A 25,630-nucleotide genomic window follows, 5' to 3' on the forward strand; every position below is an offset into this window, starting at 1 on the left:
TCCTTTTGTTTCAAAAAGCCTCAGGGGACTACGCATTCAGCGCCTCGCGGCCTTCCACGTCGGCCAAGATACGGCCGCAGTGCTCACACACGATGATTTTCTTGTGCGAGATGATATCGGCCTGGCGCTGCGGGGGCACCGTGTTGAAGCAGCCGCCGCAGGCGTCGCGGCGCACCAGCACCACCGCCAGGCGGTTGCGCATGTTGCCCCGGATGCGGTCGTAGGCCGTCAGCAGGCGCTGCTCCACGGGCTGCACGGCGGTTTCGCGCTCGGTCACCAGCTGCTTTTCTTCGGCTTCGTTTTCAGCCACGATGGTGTCCAGCTCACTCTTTTTGTTGTCGAGGTCCTTGCGGCGCTCGTCGAGGCGCTGGCGAGTCACGTTGGCCTCGGTGTTGCGCTGGTCGATGAGGTACTGCGCCTCCTTGATTTTCTTGTCGGAAATCTGAATTTCCAGGCGTTGCAGCTCCACTTCTTTGGCAATGGCCTCGTACTCGCGGTTGTTGCGCACGTTGGTTTGCTGCTCCTCATAGCGCTTAATGAGGCCCTCGGCTTCCTTGGTCGCGGCTTTGCGCTGCTTGATTTGGTCCTGCAAGCCGCTGATTTCGTCATCGAAGCGCTTCACGCGGGCTTCGTAGCCGGCAATCTCGTCTTCGAGGTCGCGCACTTCTTCGGGTAGGTCGCCGCGCACACGCCGAATTTCATCAAGCTGCGAATCAATGTGTTGCAGATTAAGAAGCGCTTCAAGCTTGGCGGAAACGGGCGCGTCGGCCGGATTTGCCACGGCGGCGGAATTAGCAGTCATACTGAACGGGATTCGTGGGAGTATCGGCGAATAAGACCGCAAAAGTACGACCGAACGCCGCCAGCAACAAATCGCGAAAAATCTCGCCCGTAAACTGCTCGCTCTCAAAGTGGCCCACGTCGCAGAGCATGAGCTGGCCCTCGGGCACGAAAAACTCGTGGTACTTCACGTCGCCGGTCACGTAGGCATCGGCTCCCGTCGCCACTGCCGCGCCGGTCAGAAAACTGCCCGCGCCGCCGCACAGCGCCACTTTTTTAATCTCTTTTTCAAACGCCGTGTGGCGCACCACGGGCACGCCCAGCGCGGTCTTTAGGTGCTTCCGAAATTCGGCGGGGGGTAGGGCCTGCGGTAGCTCGCCCACCAGGCCTGCGCCCACGTCCTGGTGCTGGTTTTCGAGCTTCACCAGCTCGTAAGCTACTTCTTCGTAGGGGTGAGCCTGGCGCAGGGCAGCCAGCACGGCCGCCTGCCGGTGCAAGGGTAGGAGCACGTCGAGGCGGGTTTCGGCCACGCGGGCCGGCTGGTTTTCGGTCCCGATGGCCGGCCGGGTGCCTGCGCCCGGCGTGAAGGTGCCGGTGCCCTGGCTCTGAAAGCTGCAATCGGTATAATTACCCACTTGGCCCGCGCCGGCGGCGTAGAGTGCAGCCAGTACCCGGCCCGCAGGGTCATCGGGCTGGTCGGGCACGTAGGTGGTGAGGCGGGCCAGGGTGCCGGTTTGCGGGGCCAGAATGCGGGTATTAAGTAAGCCCAGCTTGGCGGCCAGTCGGGCGTTCACGCCCTGGCGCACGTTGTCGAGGTTGGTATGGGCGGCATAGATGGCTACGTCGGTCTTGAGGGCGGCCATGATGGTTTGTTCCACCAAGCCCTTGCCCGTGAGACGCTTAAGCGGCCGAAAAATAACCGGGTGATGGCACAGCACCACGTTGCAGCCGCGCCGCGCCGCCTCGGCCACTACGGCCGGCGTGCAGTCGAGGGCGAGGAGGACGCCCGTAATCTCCGCTTCCGGCAAGCCGCATTGCAGGCCGGCATTGTCATAGCTTTCCTGGTAGGCGAGGGGCGCGGCGGCTTCGATGAGCTGGGCCAGGTCTTGAACGGTGGGCACTTTGGTACTGGTTGGTTATTTGCGGGCTACTCGCTAACGTTGTGCTGTCGCGGGGCCCATTCAGGAAACAGGCGGGGGTAGGCCCAACCCGGAAGACTCCCGCGAAAGCGGGAGACTCGCGGGGCAACCCAGCGCTTTTGCCCGCCCCCCGGAAGTCCTGGTCAAAGATACCTTTTATCATGCCGCCCCAAGAATTTGAGCCGCCGCAAGAGCTGCAGGATATTATGAAGTGCTTTTGGTACCTCAGCCAGGACTTCGGCGACCAGCCCGCGAGCTTTGAGGTGGTACCGGATGGCTATGCGGAAATAATTTTTCACTTTGGCAGTCTCGTTAGTCCTGCCGCGCGGGGCGGCTGGCAGCCCTTACCCTCCCCGTTTCTGGTGGGGCTGCTCAATCAGCCGGTGCTTTTTCACGCGAAAAATAAGTTGGAAATTATCGGTATCCGGTGCTTTCCCTGGACCGTGTTCGAGGTGCTGGGCCTACCGGCCGGTAAAGACGGCGCGCGTCTGCTGGAGCATCCCCTTGCCCAGCTGCAAGCGCCGCTGGCTGCGCATATGCGGGTGGGCCGGCTGGCGGCGGCGCTGGTGCTGCTGACTCACTATTTTGGGCAGGCCCGGTCGCGAATGGCGACTGACGGGTTGCTGGGCAAAGCGGGCGGGGCGATGCGGGCCGCCGGCGGCACCCTGCCGGTGAGCCAGGTAGCGGCGGCGGCGCACGCCACGGTGCGAACCCTGGAGCGGAAGTTCAAGCAAGCAGCGGGCCACACGGTGAAAGACGTGTCCGGGCTGATGCGCTTTGAGCAGGTCCGCAACCACTTGTGGCGTCAGCCGGCGGCCAACCTGGCCGGCCTGGCGCAGGAGCTGGGCTACGCGGACCAAGCCCACCTCAGCCGGGAATTCAAGCGCTATAGCGGCACGACGCCCGCGGCCTTCGCCCGCAAAGCCAGGAGCCGGCAACAGGTGGTGAGCACCAATTTTGTCGCGTTTATACAAGCCTGACGCGGGCACCCGGCGGAATTTTGCGGGATGAAATCCACCAAAAATCCGGTTAATTACGACGTCATGATTGCCGGCGCGGGGCCGGTAGGGCTATTTCTCGCCTGCGAGCTGGCCCTGGCCCACTGTTCCGTCCTGCTCCTGGAAAAGTCGCAGAACCCGCACTCGCCCCTGAAGCAGCTGCCTTTCGGGCTCCGGGGGCTCAACGCGCCTTCCGTGGAAGCGCTTTACCGCCGGGGGTTGCTCCAGGAGCTGGAAGTGCCTAAACGCCTGAAAAACCCCCACCAAAACGCCGGCCAAGGGGCACGTCGCCAGGCTGGGCACTTCGCCGGCATTCCCTTTTATGAAGGCGATATTGACACCTCCCAGTGGAAGTATCGCCTGCCCGGCTCGACCGAAACCAGTTTGATTTCTGAGTTGGAAGAACTGGAAATGGTGCTGACCCGCCGCGCCGAAGCCCTGGGGGTAGCAATCAGGCGCGGGCTGGCCATTACGGACTTTCAGCAAACCGCGGCGGGGGTAACGGTGCGGGCCGGCGGCCAATTCTTTGAAGGACAATGGCTGGTGGGCTGCGATGGCGGCCGGAGCGTGGTGCGCAAGGCCGGCGGGTTTGACTTCGCCGGGACGGAGCCGGAATTTACCGGCTACACGGCGCAGGTGGACCTGGCCGACCCGGAGCAGCTTCGCTCCGGCCGCAACCTTACCACCACCGGCATGTACCTGCAATCGCAGCCAGGCTACCTGATAATCCAGTATTTTGATAAGGGCGTATTTCACAGTTCAGGAGCACCCCTCACGCTGGCCCACATGCAAGCGGTGCTGCGCCGCGTCTCGGACACCGATGTGACTATCAGCGCCCTGCACCTGGCCACCACCTGGACCGACCGGTCGCGGCAGGCCACTGCCTACCGCAGCGGGCGGGTGCTGCTGGCCGGCGATGCCGCGCACATTCACGCGCCGCTGGGCGGCCAGGGGCTCAACCTGGGGCTGGGCGATGCCCTGAATCTGGGTTGGAAGCTCGCCGCCACCATCCACGGGCAAGCGCCGGCCGGCTTGCTGGATAGCTATTACGCCGAGCGCTACCCCCTCGGGGCGCAGGTACTGGATTGGTCACGCGCGCAGGTCGCCGTCATGCGCCCCGGCCCGCAGGCCCCCGCGCTGCAAGCCATCATCCGCGACCTGCTGCACACGCGCGACGGGGCCACCTACTTTGCCGGCCGAATATGGGGTATTGCTACGCACTACCCGCTCGGGGGCGACCACCCGCTGGTGGGCCACAGCGTGCCCAACTTTGAGCTGGCAGGCGGCACGATGATGGGGGAGCTGCTGCACGATGGCCGGGGCATCCTGCTTGATTTCGAGGGGAATGCTTTCTTCAAAACGTTGGCGAGTGCCTACGGCGACCAAATGAGCTACGTGTCGGGCCGGGCGAAAGACTCATTAGGCTTGAGTGCGATGCTGATACGCCCGGATGGGGTTGTCGCCTGGGCCGCAGACCACGACCTGGATGGCCGCGCCCTCCAACAGGCAGCCGCGCGCTGGTTTGTCGCGAAGGCCGAAATCGAGCAGTAAAAAAAACGCAAGGTCAGCGTAGCGCTATTTTAGTAGTCCGCCCAGCACGTCCACGTACCTAGCCACGTTGTCGGCCAGCGCCTTACGCTTATACTGCATCAGAAAGCGCGGGTGGTCAAGCACTTCAATTCGCTTGAACAACCCCAGCTCGTCGTTGAGCCGGCGCAGGAAGTCGCCGTTGCGGCGGCCTAGGCTCACGGCCACGTCACGGCGCAGAGTAAGCTGGTCGGTTTGCTCGCTGAGGGAGCGGCGCATATCGGGCCATAAGGCTTTAATGAGGGCGGGCGCGTCGTAATAATTATAGTTTTTACCTTCGCGCGTCAGTTCCAGCGGGTACACCGAGTTAATATAAAAGTGCTGGTAGAACTCGGCCGGGCCACCCAGCGCCTCAATAAACCGGTACACGAACTCGCTCGACAGCTCGCGGCGCTGCCGGGGCAGTGCGTGGCCAATGCCGCAGAGCGTGCTCAGCGCCACCGGGTCGGTGAAGGCCACGCCGGTGCGCCCGCCGCCAAAGCGACCGGGATTGATGCCGAAAATGCCCACCCGCGCCGCCTCGGCCACGTAAAATTTCCTGGCAAATGCCCGCACGATGACCTGCACCTCGGGCTCCAGGTAGGAGTTGCGCACCTCGGCCCCGCCCGGCAGGGGTAGGGGGGGTAGGGGAAAGTTAGTGAGCAGCGTCAGCTGGCGGTCGGCAAAATTGGGCATAAGGTGGGTTTCTGATGGAGAATGTTTGTCCTTGCGAGCGCAGCGCGGTAATCGCCTCAGAACGATGCTCGAACGATTTCGTTCGGGTGCGATTGCCGCGCTACGCTCGCAAGGACAACCGTTTCTGTGTAGAAATAAGGAAAAAAACGACCTTTGCTTTATGCCCATCAAAATAAGCGGCCCGCAACCCGCAACCCGGAACCCGGAACCCGGAACCTCGGCCAAAAGCTGGCTGCTGCTGCCGGCCTCGTGGCTCTACGCGGCGGTGCTGGCGGTGCGCAACTGGCTCTACGACCGCGGCTGGTGGCGCTCGGCCCCCGGTTGGGTGCCGCTGCTGGGGGTAGGCAACCTGCGGGTGGGCGGCACCGGCAAAACGCCCCACGTGGCCTGGCTGGTCGAAGAATTGCTGCGCCAGGGCCAGCGCCCGGCTATTCTGAGCCGGGGCTACGGCCGCCAAACGCGCGGCCCGCGCCTAGCCACGGCCGCCGACTCGGCCGCCACGGTGGGCGATGAGCCCTGGCAGTATTTTCAGGAATTTGGCGGGCGGGGCGTGCCCGTGGCCGTGGCCGAAAATCGCCAGCTTGGCCTGGATTTACTGCGTCAATATCACTCCGACCTGACGTGCGTGGTGCTCGACGATGCCTTTCAGCACCGCCGCGTGCGCCCTACCCTCCATATTCTGCTCACCGAGCTGGCGCGGCCGTTTTACCACGACTACGTGCTGCCCGCCGGCCGCCTGCGCGAAACCCGCGCCGGGGCCGCCCGCGCCGACCTGGTTATCATTACTAAGTGCCCACCCGACCTGCCCGCCGCCGCCCAGGCCATCGCCGAAGCGGAGGTGCGGCGCTACGCCCGGCCCGAAGTGCCGGTGCTTTTTTCGGCCTATGCCTACGGCGCGCCGGAGCCATTCACAGCGGCGGCGCGGGCGCGGGGCCTACCCCCCCCCGATGGCCCGGTGGGGCTGCTCACGGGCATTGCGCAGCCGGGGCCGCTGCGGGTGCACCTGCAAGCGCAGGGCTACCAGCTGGCGGCCGAGTACGCTTTTGCCGACCACCACGCCTTCACGCTGGCCGACCTGGTGGCAGTGCGGGCGGGCGGGCCGCAGGGCCAGGTTATTTTCACCACCGAAAAAGATGCCGCCCGCCTGCAGGCCCCCGCGCTGGCCCCCGCGCTCGCTGGCCTGTCCGTGTACACGATTCCGGTGCGGGTAGCGTTGCTGGAGGGCGGCGCGGCGCGGCTGGCAGCGGCGGTGGCCGCGGCCACCGGGCCGGCCGGGCGCTAGTACCTTTGCCCGTTGAGCCGCGCCGGTGGGCTCTTTCGTGGCGTGTTTATTCTCTGCATGGTTTTTTTTACTAAAGCCGTCCGTTGGCTGCTGCTGACCCTGGTGCTGGGCGGCCCCCTGGCCGCCCGCGCCCAGATTATTGATGACTCGACCAAGACGGTGTACGGTCCTAAAACGACCCGCGTCATCTACGAAGCCGAGCTGCTGCGCGACTCTACGGGCGGCACGCCCATCGATACCAGCCTCACGCAGTGGCCGCAGGCGCGGTTCTGGGCGCACGATAGTACGTTTCAGCAAGACCTGGGCGTGCTGGCTTCGGCCTCGCGGCCGTTGCTCTACCAGCCCAACTACCAGCTCGGCGCGCGCTTCGGGCGCAACGCTTTCGACCGCCAGACCCGCGCCGGCAACCAGGTGCCGTACTACGACAGCCGCTCGCCCTACTCGTTTTTTCGCTATGTGCAGGGCTCGCAGGGCGAACAGGTATTTGAAATCAGCTACAGCCGCTCCTTTAAGAAGAATTTTAGCGTGGGCGTTGATTACGAGCGTATTGCCGGTAATCAGGTACTGAATACCGGCGGCACGCAGTACCAGACCGAGCACAACAACTTCACCATCTTTACCCGCTACCAAACCGAAGACGGCCGCTACCACCTACTAGCCAACTACTCGGCCAGCCGTCAGCAAACCCGCGAGCTGGGCGGCATCCGGCCCACCGCTAGCGAAGGCCTGGATACGTTGAAGGGGCCGGGCAGCTTCTTCAAATATGGTGACGAGCAGGTATACCTTACGCCGGGCATCAACATCGATGACCGCGACCAGGTGCACGTTTTTCAGTCGTACCGCCTGCTGGGGCGCGGCCTCACGGCCTACCATATCTTCGATGCCAGCCGGCAGTATAACGGCTACAACGACGATGCCCTACCCCGCGACGCGACGGGCACGCTGCTATTTTATCCGCTCAATGCTATCACGGGCACCCGCGGCACGCTGCGCAATACCACGGCCACCAACGACCGCGCGCTGTTTCGGCAGGTCGAGAACACGGTGGGCCTGCTGGGCCGCACCGACCGCGTGGAATACAACCTGTACGGCCGCGCGCGCAACGCCGAGCTGACGGCCCAAAGCACTAGGCTGGGCCTGTCGGGCCCCGGCGTGCCGCTCTCTAATGTAGCTCGTGATGGGTACAACCAGTTGTTTCTGGGTGGCACGGCGGCTTTCAACTACCGCACTATCTACGCCGTGGATGTGGCCGGCGAGTACAAGGTATTCGACGAATACTGGCTGCGCGGGCGCATTCGCACCGGCCCGCTTTCGGCCGAGCTGCTCACGGCTTCCTACTCGCCCACGCTCACGCAGCAGCTCTTTATCGGCAATAGCTACGAGTGGCACCACGTGTCGGGCGGCAAGGATGATAACCCGAGTAATTCGCCCTTCGTCAATACCAAGGCTAACCAACTCACGGTGCGCCTCAAGCAGCGCCTACCCTTCCTGGCCGAGCACAGCATTGAGGCCAGCGCGGCGGTCGTCAACCTCACCAACCTCGTGTACTACGGCCCCGATGGCACGCCCCAGCAGCTAACGGGCAACCAGCAGCTGCTCATCGGGTTTGCGCGCCACCGGGTGCGGGTCGGCAACGTGTTTTTTGATAATCAGGGCACTTACACCCGCGTATCTGGCCCCACTAACCCCGGCCTGCGCGTGCCCGCGCTCGTCACCGAGTCGCGGGTGTATTACCAGCGCCTGGTATTTGGCCACGCGCTGTTTGCGCAGGTTGGGGGCGAGCTGTATTATCAGTCTGATTTTAAGGGTTATAGCTACGCGCCCAGCACCCAGCAGTTTTATGTGCAAAACAACTTCACCATTGGCAACTACGCCGTGGCCAATGCCTTCGTGGCAGCCGACATTGGCTCGGCTTCCCTCTTCATCAAAGTAGCCTATCTCAACCAGGGGTTGTACCGCGATGGCTATTTCACTACCCCCTACTACACGGGCTACCCCCGGCGGATTATTTTCGGCGTGCGCTGGCGATTTTTCAGCTGACCGCAGATTCAAACGGATTTCGCAGATGCGCCGCGTCGCGGCTGGCTACGTGGCGGGCGCGCGCTTCGCGCTGCTTGTTAAGAAATTGTGATTAGGGGTTAAATATAAGTTTTTAAGAATGCGTTTGAAGAGCCCTGCCCATTCACCGCTTATCCCACAATAATAACCCATCTCCCTTCCCTATCCCTGCCGCATAGCCAGCCGCGCCGCGGCGTATCTGCGAAATCCGTTAAATCCGTTTGAATCTGCGATGAAGACTATTCTCAAGCTTAAGCTCAACTCCGACCCACGCTGGGCCGACCTGGCCAGCAAAAACCTCGAAGAAATTCTGGTAGACCATGCTTATTGCGAGCAAAAAGCGGCCAGTACCGGCATCTCGCTCATCGTGCACTACCCCGAAAAGGAACGCCTGGTAGATGAGTTGACCGCCCTGGTAGCCGAAGAGTGGGAACATTTTGACCGGGTAGTGAAGGAGCTGCGCAAGCGCAACCTGCCGCTGGGCCGCCCCCGGCGCGACGAATACGTGGTGCAGCTCATGGCCCACATCCGCAAGGGCGGCCCCCGCGAGCGCCAACTCCTGGACCAGCTCTTGGTGTCGTCGCTCATCGAGGCGCGCTCCTGCGAGCGCTTCAAGCTGCTCTGGCTGCACCTGCAAGACCGTGACCCCGAGCTGAGCCAGTTTTATTATGAATTGATGGCCAGCGAGGCCGGCCATTTCGTGAGCTACGTAGACCTAGCCAAGGAATACTGCGACCCCGCCGAGGTAGACGCCCGCTTGCAGGAGCTACTCCAGATTGAGGGCGAAATTGTAGTGAGCCTGCCCGTGCGCGACGACCGGATGCATTAATCTCTAGCTGTTAAACTTCATTTGTCATGCTCATCTGACTATTCGTGGGGAAGCATCTTATCGCCGCCGAACGACTTGTTTAGTAGTGACAGGATGCTTTATTCACAGGCTTGCGCCCTCCGCGAACCTCGGCGATAATAGCTGCCTGACCGCGTTGCGTAAGTCCTGATTCATAAGTATGGCAGGCGGTAAAATATTGAAAATCACTCTTATGCCTGATTTTAGTCTCAACATTCCCAGCTTGGCCGCCCTACCCACCGTGGCCTGGCAGCTGGCCGTTTCCATTGCCCAGTCGGAGTGTTCGCTGGTCGCTTTTGAGGGCGAGATGGGGGCAGGCAAAACTACCCTTATCCGGGCGCTGTGCCCCGAGTTGGGGGTGAGGGATGACGTAAGCAGCCCCACATTTGCCCTGGTCAACGAGTACCGCAATGCCTGGGGCGACCCCATTTATCACTTCGACTTTTACCGCGTAGATTCTGAGGCGGAAGCGGCCCGCCTGGGCGTAGCTGAGTACTTCGATTCGGGGTATCTTTGCTTGGTAGAGTGGCCCACCCGCGTGGCCGGCCTGCTACCCCCTACTTATCTGCTGGTAGAGCTGACCGTCACCGGCCCCGAATCGAGAGAAATTCACTTATCAATTATCAATCAACAATTATCAGTTTGAGTGGTGAGTAGGTAATCAGAAGAAGGAGAAATAGTGCTCGCCAACCCGCTCGCTCCCTAGCTGATACTTGTTCCTTGATGATTGATACTTGAAAAAATTATGGCCGAACAGCTACCCACCGGCTTTGGCGCGCTGGCCACGGGCCGCGCCTACTTCACCCAGGAGTCGATGCTGGCGGTGGAAACGCGCAAGCGCAAGCTCTTCATTGGCCTACCCAAGGAAATTTCCTTGCAGGAAAACCGCCTGGGCCTTACCCCCGAAGCTGTGCAGCACCTCGTGAGCGAGGGCCACGAGGTAATGCTCGAAAGCGGGGCCGGCGAGCCCAGCAAATACTCCGACCACGACTATTCTGAGGCCGGTGCCACCATCGCCTACTCTACCGAGGAAGTCTACAAGGCCGATATTATCCTGAAAGTGGCCCCGCCCATGCTCGATGAAATCGAGCTGATGCGCCCCGGCCAAACGCTCATCTCGGCCCTGCAAATGGGCACGATGACGCCCGAGTTTATTAACGCCCTGGCGCGTAAAAAGGTGAATGCCATTGGCTTCGAGCTAATAAAAGACCCCAGCGGGGCGCGGCCCGTAGTGCGCGCCATGAGCGAAATCGCGGGCTCGACCGTGATGCTGGTGGCGGCCGAGTACCTGGCCCGCTCCAACGAGGGCAAGGGCATCATCCTGGGCGGCATTACGGGCGTGCCGCCGTCGCAGGTCGTGATTCTGGGTGCGGGTACGGTGGCCGAATACGCCGCCCGCGCCGCGCTGGGCCTGGGTGCGGAAGTCAAGGTATTTGATAATCACCTGTATAAGTTGCGCCGCCTCAAGCACAACCTGGGTGCGCAGCTCTACACTAGCACCCTCGATACCTTCGCCCTGAGCCAGCAGATTCGGCGCGCCGACGTGGTAATCGGCGCGCTTGCCGTGGAGGAGGGGCGCATCCCGTTTATGGTGCCCGAGCAGATGGTGGCTAGCATGGCGGCCGGCTCCATCATCATCGACATCAGTATCGACCAGGGCGGCTGCTTCGAAACCAGCGAGCTGACCAGCCACAGTAAGCCCGTCTTTCGCAAGTATGATGTGGTGCACTACTGCGTGCCCAACATCGCCTCGCGCGTGCCCCGCACTGCCACCAACGCGCTCAGCAACATTTTTACGCCCATTCTGCAAGACATCAGCCAACAGGGCGGCATCAACGAGGCGCTTTTCACCAACGAACACTTCCGTAGCGGCGTCTACGTCTACAAAGGCTCGCTCACCAACGCCGCCATTGCTAAGCGATTTAACATGCGGTATAAAGAGTTGGGGCTGCTTATTGCGGTGCGGAATTAGTTTGCAAACACGTTTTCTGCGCTTCAAAATGAGTCGGTTGTTACTCTTATTAACCGGGTTTTTCTGCGCAAATACTAGCGTGGCGCAAACGTATTTTTTATCGGGCCGAGTAATTGACAGTCATTCCGATGAGGGGATACCGGGCGTTACCGTACTGCTGAAAGCGGACACAGCAACGCTGGCTGGTTGTGTTACCAATCAGGCTGGTAGCTTTCGACTGAAGAGGCCAGCAGCTAGAGACTGCTCTATTGAAGTAAGCTCCCTGGGCTACCGTACCAAAAATGTGCGACTTACGGGAGGAGTAGTCAACTTGGCACCCTTGCGTATTTTGATGCCTGGCTTCTGTCCCTACGCTCCTGCCCACGGCCGGACGCCCGCCTGCCTTAATAGTCACACTGACCACGTGATTCCTATTTTCTATGGTTTGCCTTCGGCGAAAGTGATGGCCAAAGCCAAAGCCGGCAAGCTGTACTTGGGCGGTTGCCAGCTAACGGGTTGTGACCCGTACTATTACTGCCTGACGCATAAGCGGGAGTTATAAGCTTTAAGACAAGTCAATCAGCAGCACCCGCCACGCCTCCTGCACCCGGCCCTCGGCCAGCCACTGCTGGGCCAGCAGGGCCAGTTGTTTTTGCTGCTCGGCAGGGTCGGCGCGGTGCTTGTTTAGCAGGTAGGCCACTAGTGGCTCGGTGCGGGCTGCCGCGATTTGGGCGGGGGTAGGGAGGGCTTCGCGCTCCACGTTGGCGAGGCGGGCCAGGTCATTGCCAGTCAGGATGTTGCTCTCGCGGATATGGGGGGGTAGGCCGTCGAAGCCAATGCCCAACTGGCGGTTGGGGCGGGCCACGGTGAAGAGATTTTCGGGCCGTAGGCGGCTATACCAGTCGCCGCCCAGCCGCGACACTGCCTCAAATTTAAGCGGGTCTACGCCGGGCTTGCCGGCCAGCAGAATATCCTCCCGAAAGTGCGCCCGCACCACCCGGCATATTACCAGGTTGCCGTGGCCGGGCGCGTCGCCCAACTCAATAATTTGCTCCACTACGCACTCAAATGCCGCCGGGCACTCGGCCACGCGCGGCGGCCGCACCTGGTTTGACGTAGCTTCGGTGAGGCCGGCCTTGACGAACTCGTTGACGCCGGCCGGGTATTCGGCGCTGGCCAGCGACAGCTGCTCCACCAGCGCGTAGTCGCAGATGTGGATGACGACTTCAGGCACCTCGCGCACGTTTTGCAGCGTGTCTTTCGCCGAGTTGTCGCGCCCCCGGCTGGTGGGCGAAAACACCAGGATGGGCGGGTCCATGCTCATCACGTTGAAAAAGCTGTACGGACTCAGGTTCACGAGGCCCGCCGCCGAGATAGTGCTGGCGAACGCAATGGGCCGCGGGGCCACCGCGCCGATGAGGTACTGGTAAAAATCGGCGGGCGATAAATCGGCGGGTGCGATGGTGCGGTGGGCGGGGGTAGGCATGGGGTAGGAGCGGGGGCAATGGCCCGGCAAAGCTACCGCCGGGGCCTGGGTAGCCGCCGGAGCTGCCGATTTGGCTGCCGCCTACCCCCCTCGGCCAGCGAAAGGCCGGGCTGCGAGCCAGGCTTTCTGCTCAGTATCAATATCCAAGCAATTTACGGAAAATTTCCGCGCGAGGTGTTTTCTTGCTAAAGCAGTATACATTTGCTAACTAGCTATAGTTTTCGCTAAACTTCATATTTACTACCCGCGCCATGAATGCTCCCATCTGCCCCAAGTGCGACTCGAAGGAAGCGACCAAGAGTGGCGTAATTAATGAGCGCCAGCGCTTTCGCTGCAAAAACTGCGGCTACCACTATACCGTAGCCAAGGTGGGCCGCGAGGTGAACCCCTACTACGTGGTGAAGGCGTTGCAGCTCTACATTGAGGGCGTGAGCTACCGCGAAATTGAGCGATTGCTAGGGGTGAGCCACGTGAGCGTGATGAACTGGGTAAAGAAATACGGCGTAAAAGCCCCCCGCCAAACAGACTATCATCCTACCTATAAAATCCTCAATCAGAAGGAACTGGCGGAGTTCTTTCAGAAGCCCGAGAACCTGAAAAGCGCCGGCCTGGTCGTGACGGAGCTGGGCGATAAGTACATGATGATACGCTGGGAGCGATTTCGGCAGTAGCCGGGCTATAGTACTTAGCAAAACGATAGCAAGACGCTAGCAGGGGTAGGAATCGGGTTGCTACTTGGCAGCCACAAAACCCTGGGTCCGGAACGACGGCTTTGGGTACTACGCTTCCCTACCCCTTATTCATTGCTACATGAAATCTACCCGCTACGTTCTTGCGCTGAGTAGCTTGCTGCTGGCCGGCAACGCCCTCGGCCAGGTTACCCCACCTGCTACCGGCGCATCGCCGCCGCCGGCCGCGCCCGCCGCGCCGCCCGCTGTGCCCACGCCGGCCAAATCGGTACCCTACGGGGCCGGCATGAAGGTAAACCTCTCGCCCGACGGCTCGAAATACTTGCGCTTTATTGCCTGGACGCAGTTTTGGGCGCAGTACAACGAGAACAATTCCAATACCTTACGCGACGGGGTGCCTAAGTCTGACCAGGTAGCCTTTGGGCTGCGGCGCACCCGCCTCATTACATTGGCGCAGCTTAACCCCCGCTTCTTGTTCCTGCTCGACCTGGGCATGGAAAACCAGACTACCATCAGCGGCGGCACCCCCAATGACCCCAACGGGCCGGGCAAGCGGGCACCGTTTTACGTGCATAATGCCACGGGCGAGTTTCGCATCAATAAGTATTTGAGTTTGGGAGCCGGCCTGAACTACCAGGTTGGTATTTCGCGCATGACGCAGGCGAGCACCCTGAACATGCTGACCTATGATTTGCCCATCGTCAATTATCCTACCCTGGACCAGACCGACCAGTTTGGCTTCTTTATGGGGGCGTACGCGAAGGGTCGGATTGGGGGCTTCGACTACCGCGTGGCCATCGATGACCCCTTTGTGACCAGCCAGACGGCGGCTACGGCCACGCCGGCCGGTCTGCGCACCAACGTGGCCGCCTTTAACCCGCACAACACCAATAAGATATACCAGGGTTATTTCGACTACGAGTTTTTTGATAAAGAAGCCAACCTACTGCCTTACCAGACGGGTACTTACCTGGGCACCAAGAAGGTGCTTAACATCGGGGCCGGTTTTCACTATAATCCCAAAGGAACGTACTCGCGGCCAGCGGCCTACCCGACCACGGCACCCGCTGACCCGTTCGCGACCACGACTACCCATGATGTGCGCCTGTATGGGGTGGACGTGTTTTACGATGCGCCGGTTGATACGGCCTCTAATACGGCCGTTACCTTCTACGGCGTGTATTATAACTACAACTTCGGCCCCAACTACGTGCGCAACGTGGGCCTGATGAACCCTGGCAACGGGCTGGCACCGGGTGCTACTACCTCGGCCGGCCTGGTAGGCAATGCGGTGCCGCTCATTGGCACGGGCCAGAGCTATTATGCGCAGCTAGGGGTGCTGCTACCCAAAGACTTGCTTGGGCCCAAGGTAAAGTTGCAGCCCTACGTGGCCTACCTGCACAATAGCCTCAACGGCCTGCTTGATACAAACGGCAATATCAAAGGGGTGAACGTATATGACGCGGGCATGAACTTCTACCTCGACGGGCACAACGCCAAGATTACCCTTAATTATCGCTTCCGTCCCGATTTCAGCGACCAGACCTTCCTGCCCGCCAACAACGGAGCCGCCACGGTCAACAGCATCCGGTATCGCCCCGAGGTAACGCTGCAAACGCAGGTCTACCTGTAGTCATCGAGGGCTGGCCTGGCCCTACCCCTCGTTTTCCAGGAGTTACCTGCTTTCCCCCCCCCTCTTTTTATGGAACAAAGTTTAAACCCCACGGCAGCGGCGGCTTACCGCAACGACCCCGACGCGCCGGCGGCGCACGACAACAACCAGGTTGATTCCAAAACCATCTGGCAGGTAATTACCGCCTCGTCGGTGGGTACGGTCATCGAGTGGTACGACTTCTACATCTTCGGCTCGCTGGCGGCCATTATTGGGCCAGTGCTGTTTGGGCACGCGGGTAAGATTGAGGATACGTTGCTGGGGGCGCTGGCCGTGTTTGGAGCCGGCTTCGTGGTGCGGCCGTTTGGGGCGATGTTCTTCGGCCGCATCGGCGACATGATTGGGCGTAAGTACACGTTCATGGTGACGCTGCTGCTCATGGGCGGGGCTACGTTCGTCACGGGCCTTATCCCGAGCTACGACACCATCGGCATCGCGGCCCCTATTATCGTCGTGATTCTGCGCTTGTTGCAGGGCCTGGCGCTGGGCGGCGAATATGGTGGTGCGGCTACCTACGTGGCCGAGTATGCCCCCGACAAAAAGCGCGGCTACTACACCAGCTTCATCCAGATTACGGCCACCGGGGGCTTCATCGTCAGTATTACCGTGCTGGTGCTCACCCGCAAGTTTATGGGTGAGGCCGCCTTTAAGGACTGGGGCTGGCGCATTCCGTTCCTGCTCTCGGGCCTGCTGGTCATTGCCTCGTACTACATCCGCAAGCGCCTGCACGAGTCGCCGCTTTTTGCCAGGGCCAAGGCCACCGGCACCACCAGCAAGAACCCGCTGCGCGACTCCTTCGTGAACCCCGTAAACCGCCGGCTGGTGCTCATTGCCTTGTTTGGCGTGACGATGGGTCAGGGCGTGATTTTCTACACCTCGCAGTTTCAGGCTTATTCGTTTATGAACAGCACGCTCAAGCTCGACATCATCGATTCGAGTACCATTCTGGTGATTGCGATGGTGCTGGCTACCCCCCTGTTTGTGTATTTTGGCTCGCTATCGGACCGCATCGGGCGCAAGCGCATCATCATGACGGGCATGATTTGCGGGGCGCTATTCACCATCCCGCTTTTCTACGGTATTAAGGCCTACGCCGGACCGCTTACCGAAATTACGCCCGCCACCGTGGATGCCGCCGGCAAAGCCGTACCGGCTGTGATGAAAGCCCTGGCACCCAACGTGTTTATGATGACGGTGCTCACTTTTATCCTGGTGCTGTTTGTGACGATGGTGTACGGCCCCATCGCCGCCTACCTCGTCGAGCTGTTCCCGACCAGCGTGCGCTACACCTCGCTCTCGGTGCCGTATCACATTGGGAATGGGGTATTCGGCGGTTTCGTGCCGCTCATCGCTACCGCCATTGGCGTGTGGGCCGCCAAGCAGCCGGCCGGTACGTTTGCCAAGGACCACAGCAGCCTGCTGGGCCTCGTCTATCCGGTGGTTATCGCGCTCATCTGCTTCTTCGTGGGCATGGCCCTGATGAAGGACACCCGCAACGTAAAGCTGATAGACAGCTAATAGCCACCTGGTTTTCACTTAAAAACCCGCCAGGCAGCCTGCCCGGCGGGTTTTTAAGTGAAAACCCGCCCTCCAACTCAGCACGCCATGCCCACGCCCTACCCCCCCTCCGAACGCCCGCCGCGGCGCGGCCAGCAGTTGCTGTTCGTGGCGGTGCTGTTTGCGGTGCTGCTCAATTATCCGCTGCTGGCGGCGTTCGACCGGGCCGGGCGGGTGGCGGGCATCCCCACCATCTACCTCTACGTGCTGCTGGCCTGGCTGGCCCTCATCGCCCTCACCGGCTGGCTGGCCCGGCAGGGCAATGAGTAAGTGGGTGGATGGGTCAATGGACGTTATACCCGCTTCACGCTGCGCGCACCCTTCACTTACTCACCCATTCACTCATTCATCCATTGAATAAGTTTCTGGTCTTATTTTTTTCCTTCGGCTACCTGGCCCTGCTTTTCGGCGTAGCATACGCGGCCGAGCGCCGGTCGGCGGCGCGCAAGAGCCTGGTAGCCAACCCCTACGTATACGCGCTGAGCATGGCCGTGTACTGCACGGCCTGGGCCTACTACGGCTCGGTGGGGCGAGCGGCACACCAGGGGCTCAGCTTCGTGGGCATTTACCTGGGGCCGGCGCTGCTGGCCCCGGCGTGGTGGCTGGTGCTGCGCAAAATTATCCGGGTGTGTCGGCAGCAGCGGCTCAGCTCTATCGCCGACTTTATTTCGGCCCGCTACGGCAAGAGCACGGCGCTGGGCGCGCTGGTTACGGTGGTGTGCGTACTGGGCGTGGTGCCCTACATCGCGCTGCAAATCAAGGCTATTGCCAACTCCTACGTGGTGCTGACGGCCGGGCCGGGGGGGGTAGGGAGCGCGGCCGGCCGGGCCAGCGGGCCGGCGCTGTTTGCGGCCGGCACGCTGGCGGTGTTTACCATCTTGTTTGGGGTGCGCTCGGTAGAGGCCACCGAGCGGCACGAGGGCATCGTGCTGGCCGTGGCCCTGGAGAGCCTGGTGAAGCTGCTGGCCTTCTTGCTGGTGGGCTTGTTCGTGACGTTCGGGCTGTTTGGCGGCTTCGCCGACGTGTTTGACCAGGCGGCGGCGGTGCCGGCGCTGCGCCAGCTTTTCACCCTGAAAGGGGCCGGCACGAGCAGCACCGAATGGCTCACGCTGCTGGTACTCAGCATGGCGGCGGTGCTGCTGCTGCCGCGCCAGTTTCAGGTGGCCGTGGTAGAAAATACCAACGAGGACCACCTGCGCAAAGCCATGTGGCTGTTTCCGCTCTACCTGCTCCTTATCAACCTGCTCGTGCTGCCCATTGCCTTCGGCGGGATGCTGAAGCTGGGCGGGCGCTTCGATGCCGATACGTTTGTGCTGGCGCTGCCGCTGGCGGCGGGGCACCCGTGGCTGGCGCTGCTCACCTACGTGGGGGGCTTGTCGGCGGCCAGCAGCATGATTATCGTCGAAACCATTGCCCTGAGCGTGATGCTTAGCAACCACCTGCTCATGCCCTGGCTGGTGCGGGTGCCGGCCACCCGGCCCGCGGCGCAGCGGCGCTGGTTTGCCTACCTCAGCCGCATTGCCCTCCAGAGCCGGCGGCTGGCGGTGGTGGCGGTGCTGGCCCTGGCCTATGGCTACTACGCCGTGGTGGGCCGGCAGCTGCCGCTGGTGAATACCGGGCTGGTGTCGTTTGCGGCGGTGGCGCAGCTGCTGCCCGTGATGCTGGGCGGCCTCTACTGGAAGGGCGGCACCCGGCGCGGGGCCACGCTGGGGCTGCTGGCGGGCTTTGGGGTGTGGCTTTTTACGCTGGTGCTGCCTACGCTGGTGGGGCCGGGCCGCCTGCCAGCGTCGCTGCTCACGGGGGGGGTAGGGGGCGTGGCCTGGCTGCGGCCGGGCGCGCTGTTCGGGCTCGAAGGGTTCGACTCACTCTCGCACAGCTTATTCTGGAGCTGGTTTTTCAATATTGGCGGCTACGTGGGGCTGTCGCTGGCCGTGCCGCCTACCCCCCTTGAGCTGCGCCAGGCCGATGTGTTCGTGGATGTGTTTCGCCGCCGCAGCCTGGCCGAGGAAGTAACCAGCTGGCCGGGCCGCGCGCCGCTGCCCGATGTGCACGCCCTGCTGCTGGGCTTCCTGGGTAAAAAGCGCACCAACCAGGCCCTGCGCGCCTTCGCCGAGCGCTTCCCCGACGCCTTCGCAGTTAACAAGTATCAGTCATCAAGTATCAAGTATCAGTCAGACGCTACCAGCCTTTTAAGCCAAAACCAGGAACCAGAACTCCGAACCCCCGAACCTGCCGACCCGCGCCTGCTGCTCTACGCCGAAAAGCTGCTGGCCGGCACCCTTGGACCGGCTTCGGCCCGCCTGCTGCTGGCTTCGGTGGTGGGGGCGGAGGAGGTGAGCTACGACCGGGTGGTGGGTATTCTGAAGGAAAGTCAGCAGCTGCTGGAGGCCAACCGCGAGCTGCAAAAGCAGCGCCGCCAGCTGCAGCGCCTCACCGATGAGCTGCGCCAGGCCTACGACCAGCTTCAGGTGCTGGATATGCAGAAGGATGAGTTCCTCTGCACTGTCACGCACGAGCTGCGCACGCCGCTCACCAGCATCCGGGCGCTGGCCGAAATCCTGGCCGATAATCCGGATTTAGAACCAGAGGAGCAGCAGCGCTTTCACCACACCATTGGCCGCGAGGCCGAGCGCCTTACCCGCCTTATTACCTTGGTTTTAGACCTCGAAAAGTACGAGAGCGGCCAGGCGACCCTCTACCGTGTGCCGCTGGCCCTGGCCGACGTGGCCCGCGAAGCTACTGAGGCCGTGGCGCAGCTGGCCCGCGAGCGCGGCATCGTGCTGCGGCTCGACGTGCCGGCCTCCCTACCCCCCCTGCCCGCCGACCACGACCGCCTCATGCAGGTGCTCATCAACCTGCTCTCGAATGCCGTGAAGGCCTGCCCGGCCGATGGCACCGGCCGCATTGCGGTACTGGCCTGGCCCGCCGCCGACGCCCTGCTGCTGTGCGTGGAAGACAACGGCCACGGCATTGCGCTGCCCGAGCAGCACCTCATTTTTGACAAGTTTTTTCAGGCCCCCAACCAGACCATGCGCAAGCCCGCCGGCACGGGTTTGGGGCTGGCTATCAGTAAGAAAATCGTGGAGCTGCACCACGGCCGCCTCTGGGTAGAAAGCGCGCCCGGCCAGGGCGCGCGCTTTTTCGTGGAGCTGCCGGGTTCTTAATTTTTTATAAGTTCTTGGTTAGAATGACAACCAGGAACCAGGAGCCAGGGACCAGGAACTTGTGAAAAATATGAAAACTCCGCACGTCTTATTAGTTGATGATGAGCCCACTATCGTCATGTCATTGGAGTTTCTGATGCGTAAGAACGGCTATCAGGTAGGCATTGCGCGCAATGGCACCGAGGCCCTCGCAGCCCTCGACCGCACGGCCTATGACCTGGTGCTGCTCGACGTGATGATGCCCGACGTGGATGGCTACCAGGTGTGCCGCCAGCTGCGCCAGCGCCCCGACCGCGCCGCCACCAAAGTCATCTTTCTCTCGGCCAAAAGCCAGCCCGCCGACGTACAAAAAGGCTACGACGCCGGGGCCGACCTCTACATGCCCAAGCCTTTCAGCACCCGCCAACTCATGCAAAAAGTGCGTGAGCTACTAGGGCGGTAAGTGAGTAAAATCGTCTGTCATTGCGAGCCTGCGAAGCAATCGCACCCGCACGATATCCACGCTAGTCGTTCATTTATCGTTCTGATGCGATTGCTTCGCAGGCTCGCAATGACAACTGCACCCCAACTCTTCTTTTTACACAATTAATTTCTCCCAACAATGTCCGCCATTCGCACCCGCACCCTGGAAGAGTACCACGCTGATTATCAGCACAGCGTAGAAGACCCCGATGCCTTCTGGGCCGCCGTGGCCGAGCCGTTTACCTGGCATCGGAAGTGGGATACCGTGCGCGGCGGCGAGTTTTCGCCGGCCGGCACCAGCACCTGGTACGCGGGCGCTACCCTCAACCTGACCGAGAACTGCCTGGACCGCCACCTGGAGCAGCGCGCCAACAAGCTGGCCATCATTTACGAGCCCAATGACCCCAAGGTGCGCCACCTGCGCCTCACCTACCGCGAGCTGCACGCGCGGGTGTGCCAGTTTGCCAACGTATTGAAAAAGAACGGGGTGGGCAAGGGCGACCGCGTGGTGCTCTACATGCCCATGATACCCGAGCTAGCCGTAGCCGTGCTGGCCTGCGCCCGCATCGGGGCGGTGCACGGGGTCATATTCGCGGGCTTCTCGGCCTCGGCCATTGCCGACCGCGTGAACGACGCGCAGGCTACCTGCATCCTCACGGCCGATGGCCTGAACCGCGGGGCCAAGCAGATTCCGGTGAAAAGCGTGGTGGACGAGGCCCTCGAAACTTGCCCCAGCGTGCGGCGCGTCATCGTGGTGGAGCACACCGGCTGGCCCGTCGAGATGCAGGGGGGTAGGGATGCGTGGTACCACGAAGAAGTGGCGGACGTGGACAAGGACTGCCCCGCCGAAGTGATGGCGGCCGAAGACCCGCTGTTCATCCTCTACACCAGCGGCAGCACCGGCAAGCCCAAGGGCGTGGTGCACACCCAGGCCGGCTACATGGTGTGGGCCGACTACACCTTCCGCAACGTGTTCCAAATTGAGGAAAACGACGTGTTCTGGTGCACCGCCGACATTGGCTGGGTCACGGGCCACACCTACGGTCTGTACGGCCCGCTGCTGGCCGGCGGCACCACGCTCTTGTTTGAGGGCGTGCCCACCTACCCCTCCCCTGGCCGGTTTTGGGAGGTGATTGACAAGCACCACGTCTCGGTTTTCTACACCGCGCCCACGGCCATTCGCTCGCTTATGGCCCATTCCGTGGACCACGTGCTGGCCTATTCGCTCCACAGCCTGCGGGTGCTGGGCTCGGTGGGCGAGCCGATAAATGAAGAAGCCTGGTACTGGTACGACCAGCACGTGGGTAAGGGCCGCTGCCCCATCGTGGACACCTGGTGGCAGACCGAAACCGGCGGCATCATGATTTCGGCCCTGGCCGGCATCACGCTCAGCGTGCCCGCCCGCGCTGGCTTACCCCTGCCCGGCGTGCAGCCCGTGCTGTTGAATCAGGACGGCACCGAAATCGAGGGCAACAACCAGGAAGGCTACCTGGCCATAAAAGCGAGCTGGCCGGGCGTGATTCGCACTACCTGGGGCGACCACGAGCGCGCCCGCCAGACGTACTTCCAGCCCTACCCCGGCTATTACTTCACCGGCGACGGGGCGCGCCGCGATGCGCAGGGCCTCTATCGCATCGTGGGCCGCGTGGATGACGTGATAAACGTGAGCGGCCACCGCTTCGGTACCGCCGAAATTGAGAACGCCATCAACCAGAGCGACTACGTGGTGGAAAGCGCCGTGGTGGGCTACCCCCACGACGTGAAGGGCCAGGGCATCTACGCCTACGTCATCTGCCGCCATGGCTTGCCCACCACCGACCTGGAAACGCAGAAGGCCGAAGCCAGCATTATCGAGGCCGTGGTAGCCGCCATCGGCCGCATCGCCAAGCCCGATAAGATTCAGCTGGTGAGCGGCTTGCCCAAAACCCGCTCCGGTAAAATCATGCGCCGGATATTGCGCAAGGTGGCCGAGGGCGAAACTACTAACCTCGGTGATGTGACCACGCTGCTCGACCCGCAGGTGGTAGACGAGATTTTGGGGGGTAGGAAGTGAGAAGTATTGCGTGGCTTACCCCCTGGCTAGCCGGGGGGTGGTGAAGTTGATATAGAAAGTTCTCTGCTCTGGACGGCCCGCGAATACTTCTTCGCGGGCCGTTTTAGCGCCCGCATATTATCCCTGCGTTACTAATCAAAATGCTGAGTAATGAAATGGTAAACGACTCGTCAAAATTCTATAAAAACGCCCTTAAATGGAAAATTTTAGTAAAAAAATGATAATCAAGAAAGATTAAGTTCGTCTTTTCAGCTAGGCGCAACAGTTTGGTAATACGCTCGGCTTGGCGGCCGGAGGGGGGTAGGGGACCTTTGCACCAGCAAAATTGCTGTCCCTTACCCCGCGTTAAATGAGTGGCCCCTTTTTACCCCTACGACTACTGGTTTGCGCGCTGGTTTTGCCGCTGGCGAGCTGGGCGGGCACCATTAAGGGCCGCGTGACTGATGCCCGCACGGGTGAGCCGCTGGTGGGCGCGGTGGTGTTTTTGCAAGGCACCAGCTACAACGGGCAGGTGCAGCTCGACGGCACGTTTGTGCTGCGCAACGTGCCCACCGGCGAGTACGAGCTGGTGAGCCAGTACATTAGCTACGAGGCAAAAAACCAGCACGTTAGTCTTACCGCCACCCAGCCCGACCAGGTGCTGAACCTGCGGCTGAGCGACAAAAACAACGCCCTCGACGAAGTAACCGTGCAGGGCCGCCGCGACCCCGAGGGCGAGGTATCGGCCCAGCGCATTGAGCAGGTGGCGCCCAGCATCGTCAACGTGGTGTCGGCCCAGGCCATCCAGGTATCGCCCGATATCCAGGTGGCCAACGTGCTGCAGCGGGTGTCGGGCGTGACGCTGGAGCGCAGCACCAACGGCGACGGCCGCTACGCCCTGGTGCGGGGCATGGACAAGCGCTACAACTACACGCTGGTCAACGGCATCAAAATACCCAGCCCCGACCCCTACAATCGCTACGTGCCGCTCGACATCTTCCCGGCCGACCTGCTGCAGCGCCTCGAAGTGACTAAAGCCCTGACGCCCAACATGGAAGGCGACGCCATTGGCGGGGTAGTGAATATGGTGATGAAGGACGCGCCCGCCGAGCGCACCCTCAGCGGCCAGCTCGGCACGGGCTACGGCCAGCTGTTTGCGGACCGCTCGTTCCTGGGTTTCGACCGGGGTGCTATCAATAAAAAGTCGCCGGGCGCACGCAATGGCCCCGATTACCAGGCTCCGATTAGCGACTTTCCCTGGCCCAGCTTCACGCACAAAAGTCCGGCTCCCAACCTGCTGGGTAACCTGACTTTTGGTAGTCGCTACGGTAAGGAGCAGCGCCTGGGCGTGCTGGTGGCCGGCTCGTACCAGGCCCAGACCCGCGGCTCGAACGGCTACTTCTACGAAACGGGTATCACTCAGAATAACGACCCGGCCCTGCGCACGCTGCACGTGCAGGAATATTCGACCCAGCAGCAGCGCCTGGGCCTCAATGCCAAACTCGACTACCGCCTCGATTCGCGCAATACGCTGCGCTTCTACGGCGTGTATTTGCAGCTGGAAGAAGCCCAGGCCCGCGCCGAAACTGATACTACCTACAAGGGCACCGCCCGCCCCGACGTGGACCGCCTGCTGCGCGCCCGCTACCAGCGCCAGGGCATCGCCAACACCACCTTGCAGGGCGAGCACCAGCTCACGAGCCGCCTCTCGGCCAGCTGGTCCTTGGTGTATTCGCGGGCTACTAACAACGTGCCCGACGTGAGCGAGCAGGACATCAAGCTCACCGCCTCGGGTGATTATTACCAGAACGCGACCCACACTTGGCTCGATAATACCGACCAGGACAAAGCCGCCTACCTCAACCTGAAGTACCTGCTGGCCGAGGGCCTGGAAGTGAGCGCCGGCGGCCTCTACCGCGATAAGGACCGCGCTAACCACTACCTCGCTTACCAGCTGCGCCCCTCGGGCCAACCCGCTACGGATGAGGGTAATATCAACTCGGAGCCCTACACGGTGTTCAACCCGCTGGGTATTTACGTGGGGAATAACAACTACACGGCCACCGAGAAAGTGACCGCCACCTACGGCCAGGCACGGCTGGTGCGCGGCCCCTGGGAGGTGCTGGGCGGCGTGCGCACCGAGTATACCAACCAGCAGTATATCACGAGTCTACCCCTCACCGAAGCGGCCAACCGCGGCGGCCAGAAGTACCTCGACGTGCTGCCCAGCCTGCACCTGCGCTACGCCCTCGACGGCCGCCAGAACCTGCGGGCCTCGTACTTTTCCAGCATCAGCCGGCCCAGCTTTTTTGAGCTGACGCCCCACAACAACTCGGGTAGCGTGAGCGAGAGCAACATCTACGCCGAGGCCGGCAACCCCTACCTGCTGCACACCCAGGCCCGGAACCTCGACTTGCGCTACGAGTTTTTCGGGGCCGGCCGCGACCAGGTGATGGTGGGCGCGTTCTATAAAAACATCAAAAACCCGATTGAGTACGGCCTCGTCACGCTGCCCAACACCACCGTGACGGTGTACCAGCCCATCAACCCGAGCACGGGCGCGGCCACCAACTTCGGCTTCGAGTGGGTCGGGGTGAAGTTCTTCGGGCCGTTCGGCTTGTCCACCAACTATACCTTCACCTCGTCCAGCATCACCACCAACAAGGGCCGCAGCGCTACCGCCGAAGACCCCCGCGTACTCGTGGCCCAGAAGCGCCCCCTGCAAGGCCAGTCGAAGCACGTCGCCAACGCCTCACTGCTCTACAACGACCCGCACACGGGCATTGAGGTGCAGCTCGCCTACGTCTACACCGGGGCGCGCATCATCCAGGTGGGCCAGTTCCTGGGCCTCGATTACTGGCAGCGGGCGCAGTCGCAGCTCGACTTTTCGGCCGAAAAGCGCCTCAACAAGTCTGATAAGCGCTTCCAGCTCACGGCCTACGTGAAGGTGCAGAACCTGCTCAATACGCCCTACCAGGTGGATATTCGGGCCCCCGGCGCGCCGGCCCTGCCCGGTGCCCCCGCCGTGGCCAGCTACCCCTTTCAGGACCGCGCCGACCGCGTGAGCGTCGTCAACCAAACCTACCGGGCCTACTACCTGGCGGGCCTGCGCTTCCGGTTGTAGGTTCTGTTATGCTGGGCGACAGTAAGCAGAACGTCATGCAGACCGAAGGAAAGCAGCTCGCTCGCAGTCATTGAACGATTGAGTTACTACCCCACGCGAGCTGCTTCGCTGCGCTCTGCATGACGGG

Annotated in this window: 20 protein-coding genes; 16 read left to right on the forward strand and 4 right to left on the reverse strand. The window is 61.8% G+C overall.

Features of this window, described 5'->3' with window-relative positions:
- Window positions 1–28: 28 nt before the first annotated feature.
- Both LC531_RS05445 and LC531_RS05450 read right to left on the reverse strand, forming a co-directional pair.
- The gene (locus LC531_RS05445; RefSeq protein ID WP_223649299.1) at window positions 29–802 is read right to left on the reverse strand and encodes a zinc ribbon domain-containing protein; all 774 of its coding nucleotides are present in this window, start codon (window positions 800–802) and stop codon (window positions 29–31) included.
- Window positions 792–1,901, reverse strand: coding sequence for a Nif3-like dinuclear metal center hexameric protein (locus LC531_RS05450; protein WP_223649300.1), 1,110 nt, complete (start codon window positions 1,899–1,901; stop codon window positions 792–794). Before LC531_RS05450 ends, LC531_RS05445 begins: the two co-directional genes overlap by 11 nt.
- Before the next feature lie 179 nt (window positions 1,902–2,080).
- Here LC531_RS05450 and LC531_RS05455 point away from each other — a divergent pair, with 179 nt between their 5' ends.
- Together LC531_RS05455 and LC531_RS05460 are read left to right on the forward strand one after the other, a co-directional pair.
- Entirely contained in the window at window positions 2,081–2,899 is an 819-nt protein-coding gene (locus LC531_RS05455; protein WP_223649301.1) for a helix-turn-helix domain-containing protein, read from the forward strand.
- A 27-nt stretch (window positions 2,900–2,926) separates the two neighbouring features.
- Window positions 2,927–4,468: an FAD-dependent monooxygenase gene (locus tag LC531_RS05460; RefSeq protein WP_223649302.1), complete on the forward strand. Its 1,542-nt coding sequence runs from the start codon at window positions 2,927–2,929 to the stop codon at window positions 4,466–4,468.
- Between the two features lie 24 nt (window positions 4,469–4,492).
- Here LC531_RS05460 and LC531_RS05465 read toward each other — a convergent pair whose 3' ends face one another.
- The gene (locus tag LC531_RS05465) at window positions 4,493–5,179 is read right to left on the reverse strand and encodes a uracil-DNA glycosylase family protein (protein WP_223649303.1); all 687 of its coding nucleotides are present in this window, start codon (window positions 5,177–5,179) and stop codon (window positions 4,493–4,495) included.
- Window positions 5,180–5,339: 160 nt separating this feature from the next.
- On the opposite strand from LC531_RS05465, the gene lpxK reads away from it, so the two are divergent.
- The 6 genes from lpxK to LC531_RS22985 all read left to right on the forward strand — a co-directional run bounded on the left by lpxK (window position 5,340) and on the right by LC531_RS22985 (window position 11,879).
- Window positions 5,340–6,461, forward strand: a complete 1,122-nt coding sequence (gene lpxK, locus LC531_RS05470) for a tetraacyldisaccharide 4'-kinase (RefSeq protein ID WP_223649304.1) — start codon at window positions 5,340–5,342, stop codon at window positions 6,459–6,461.
- A gap of 57 nt (window positions 6,462–6,518) precedes the next feature.
- Entirely contained in the window at window positions 6,519–8,501 is a 1,983-nt protein-coding gene (locus LC531_RS05475; RefSeq protein WP_223649305.1) for a putative porin, read from the forward strand.
- A 250-nt stretch (window positions 8,502–8,751) separates the two neighbouring features.
- Complete coding sequence (locus LC531_RS05480) at window positions 8,752–9,348, forward strand: MiaE family protein (RefSeq protein WP_223649306.1); 597 nt, start codon at window positions 8,752–8,754, stop codon at window positions 9,346–9,348.
- 211 nt (window positions 9,349–9,559) lie between these two features.
- The gene (tsaE, locus tag LC531_RS05485) at window positions 9,560–10,012 is read left to right on the forward strand and encodes a tRNA (adenosine(37)-N6)-threonylcarbamoyltransferase complex ATPase subunit type 1 TsaE (protein ID WP_223649307.1); all 453 of its coding nucleotides are present in this window, start codon (window positions 9,560–9,562) and stop codon (window positions 10,010–10,012) included.
- 99 nt (window positions 10,013–10,111) lie between these two features.
- Window positions 10,112–11,338: an alanine dehydrogenase gene (locus LC531_RS05490; RefSeq protein WP_223649308.1), complete on the forward strand. Its 1,227-nt coding sequence runs from the start codon at window positions 10,112–10,114 to the stop codon at window positions 11,336–11,338.
- A gap of 28 nt (window positions 11,339–11,366) precedes the next feature.
- Window positions 11,367–11,879: a carboxypeptidase-like regulatory domain-containing protein gene (locus LC531_RS22985; RefSeq protein WP_223649309.1), complete on the forward strand. Its 513-nt coding sequence runs from the start codon at window positions 11,367–11,369 to the stop codon at window positions 11,877–11,879.
- A 3-nt stretch (window positions 11,880–11,882) separates the two neighbouring features.
- Here LC531_RS22985 and LC531_RS05500 read toward each other — a convergent pair whose 3' ends face one another.
- The gene (locus LC531_RS05500) at window positions 11,883–12,803 is read right to left on the reverse strand and encodes a flavin reductase family protein (protein ID WP_223649310.1); all 921 of its coding nucleotides are present in this window, start codon (window positions 12,801–12,803) and stop codon (window positions 11,883–11,885) included.
- Window positions 12,804–13,054: 251 nt separating this feature from the next.
- Between LC531_RS05500 and LC531_RS05505 the strand changes: the two genes are divergently transcribed.
- The 8 genes from LC531_RS05505 (at window position 13,055) to LC531_RS05540 (ending at window position 25,503) form a co-directional block, all read left to right on the forward strand.
- Window positions 13,055–13,474 (forward strand): IS1/IS1595 family N-terminal zinc-binding domain-containing protein, encoded by a 420-nt coding sequence (locus LC531_RS05505; RefSeq protein ID WP_223649311.1) that lies wholly within the window; start codon window positions 13,055–13,057, stop codon window positions 13,472–13,474.
- 139 nt (window positions 13,475–13,613) lie between these two features.
- Complete coding sequence (locus LC531_RS05510) at window positions 13,614–15,125, forward strand: hypothetical protein (protein ID WP_223649312.1); 1,512 nt, start codon at window positions 13,614–13,616, stop codon at window positions 15,123–15,125.
- Between the two features lie 69 nt (window positions 15,126–15,194).
- On the forward strand, window positions 15,195–16,682 hold the full coding sequence (locus LC531_RS05515) for an MFS transporter (RefSeq protein WP_223649313.1): 1,488 nt from the start codon (window positions 15,195–15,197) through the stop codon (window positions 16,680–16,682).
- Window positions 16,683–16,739: 57 nt separating this feature from the next.
- A complete protein-coding gene (locus LC531_RS05520; protein WP_223649314.1) occupies window positions 16,740–16,991 on the forward strand; it encodes a hypothetical protein in 252 nt (83 codons plus the stop codon).
- A gap of 83 nt (window positions 16,992–17,074) precedes the next feature.
- A complete protein-coding gene (locus tag LC531_RS05525; RefSeq protein WP_223649315.1) occupies window positions 17,075–19,885 on the forward strand; it encodes a sensor histidine kinase in 2,811 nt (936 codons plus the stop codon).
- Between the two features lie 70 nt (window positions 19,886–19,955).
- Window positions 19,956–20,327 carry a response regulator transcription factor gene (locus tag LC531_RS05530; RefSeq protein WP_223649316.1) on the forward strand — a complete coding sequence of 124 codons (372 nt, stop codon included), beginning with the start codon at window positions 19,956–19,958 and terminating at the stop codon, window positions 20,325–20,327.
- Between the two features lie 159 nt (window positions 20,328–20,486).
- Window positions 20,487–22,400: an acetate--CoA ligase gene (gene acs, locus LC531_RS05535; RefSeq protein WP_223649317.1), complete on the forward strand. Its 1,914-nt coding sequence runs from the start codon at window positions 20,487–20,489 to the stop codon at window positions 22,398–22,400.
- Window positions 22,401–22,749: 349 nt separating this feature from the next.
- The gene (locus tag LC531_RS05540) at window positions 22,750–25,503 is read left to right on the forward strand and encodes a TonB-dependent receptor (RefSeq protein ID WP_223649318.1); all 2,754 of its coding nucleotides are present in this window, start codon (window positions 22,750–22,752) and stop codon (window positions 25,501–25,503) included.
- Window positions 25,504–25,630: the final 127 nt, after the last annotated feature.

It is taken from the genome of Hymenobacter psoromatis (assembly GCF_020012125.1).
GTDB lineage: Bacteria > Bacteroidota > Bacteroidia > Cytophagales > Hymenobacteraceae > Hymenobacter > Hymenobacter psoromatis.

Excerpts from the sequence above, each read along its gene's own strand:
- LC531_RS05445 (WP_223649299.1), bottom strand. The coding sequence starts at position 802 with ATGACTGCTAATTCCGCCGCCGTGGCAAATCCGGCCGACGCGCCCGTT.
- LC531_RS05455 (WP_223649301.1), top strand. The coding sequence starts at position 2,081 with ATGCCGCCCCAAGAATTTGAGCCGCCGCAAGAGCTGCAGGATATTATG.
- LC531_RS05460 (WP_223649302.1), top strand. The coding sequence starts at position 2,927 with ATGAAATCCACCAAAAATCCGGTTAATTACGACGTCATGATTGCCGGC.
- LC531_RS05465 (WP_223649303.1), bottom strand. The coding sequence starts at position 5,179 with ATGCCCAATTTTGCCGACCGCCAGCTGACGCTGCTCACTAACTTTCCC.
- lpxK (WP_223649304.1), top strand. The coding sequence starts at position 5,340 with ATGCCCATCAAAATAAGCGGCCCGCAACCCGCAACCCGGAACCCGGAA.
- LC531_RS05475 (WP_223649305.1), top strand. The coding sequence starts at position 6,519 with ATGGTTTTTTTTACTAAAGCCGTCCGTTGGCTGCTGCTGACCCTGGTG.
- LC531_RS05480 (WP_223649306.1), top strand. The coding sequence starts at position 8,752 with ATGAAGACTATTCTCAAGCTTAAGCTCAACTCCGACCCACGCTGGGCC.
- tsaE (WP_223649307.1), top strand. The coding sequence starts at position 9,560 with ATGCCTGATTTTAGTCTCAACATTCCCAGCTTGGCCGCCCTACCCACC.
- LC531_RS05490 (WP_223649308.1), top strand. The coding sequence starts at position 10,112 with ATGGCCGAACAGCTACCCACCGGCTTTGGCGCGCTGGCCACGGGCCGC.
- LC531_RS22985 (WP_223649309.1), top strand. The coding sequence starts at position 11,367 with ATGAGTCGGTTGTTACTCTTATTAACCGGGTTTTTCTGCGCAAATACT.
- LC531_RS05500 (WP_223649310.1), bottom strand. The coding sequence starts at position 12,803 with ATGCCTACCCCCGCCCACCGCACCATCGCACCCGCCGATTTATCGCCC.
- LC531_RS05505 (WP_223649311.1), top strand. The coding sequence starts at position 13,055 with ATGAATGCTCCCATCTGCCCCAAGTGCGACTCGAAGGAAGCGACCAAG.
- LC531_RS05510 (WP_223649312.1), top strand. The coding sequence starts at position 13,614 with ATGAAATCTACCCGCTACGTTCTTGCGCTGAGTAGCTTGCTGCTGGCC.
- LC531_RS05515 (WP_223649313.1), top strand. The coding sequence starts at position 15,195 with ATGGAACAAAGTTTAAACCCCACGGCAGCGGCGGCTTACCGCAACGAC.
- LC531_RS05530 (WP_223649316.1), top strand. The coding sequence starts at position 19,956 with ATGAAAACTCCGCACGTCTTATTAGTTGATGATGAGCCCACTATCGTC.
- acs (WP_223649317.1), top strand. The coding sequence starts at position 20,487 with ATGTCCGCCATTCGCACCCGCACCCTGGAAGAGTACCACGCTGATTAT.
- LC531_RS05540 (WP_223649318.1), top strand. The coding sequence starts at position 22,750 with ATGAGTGGCCCCTTTTTACCCCTACGACTACTGGTTTGCGCGCTGGTT.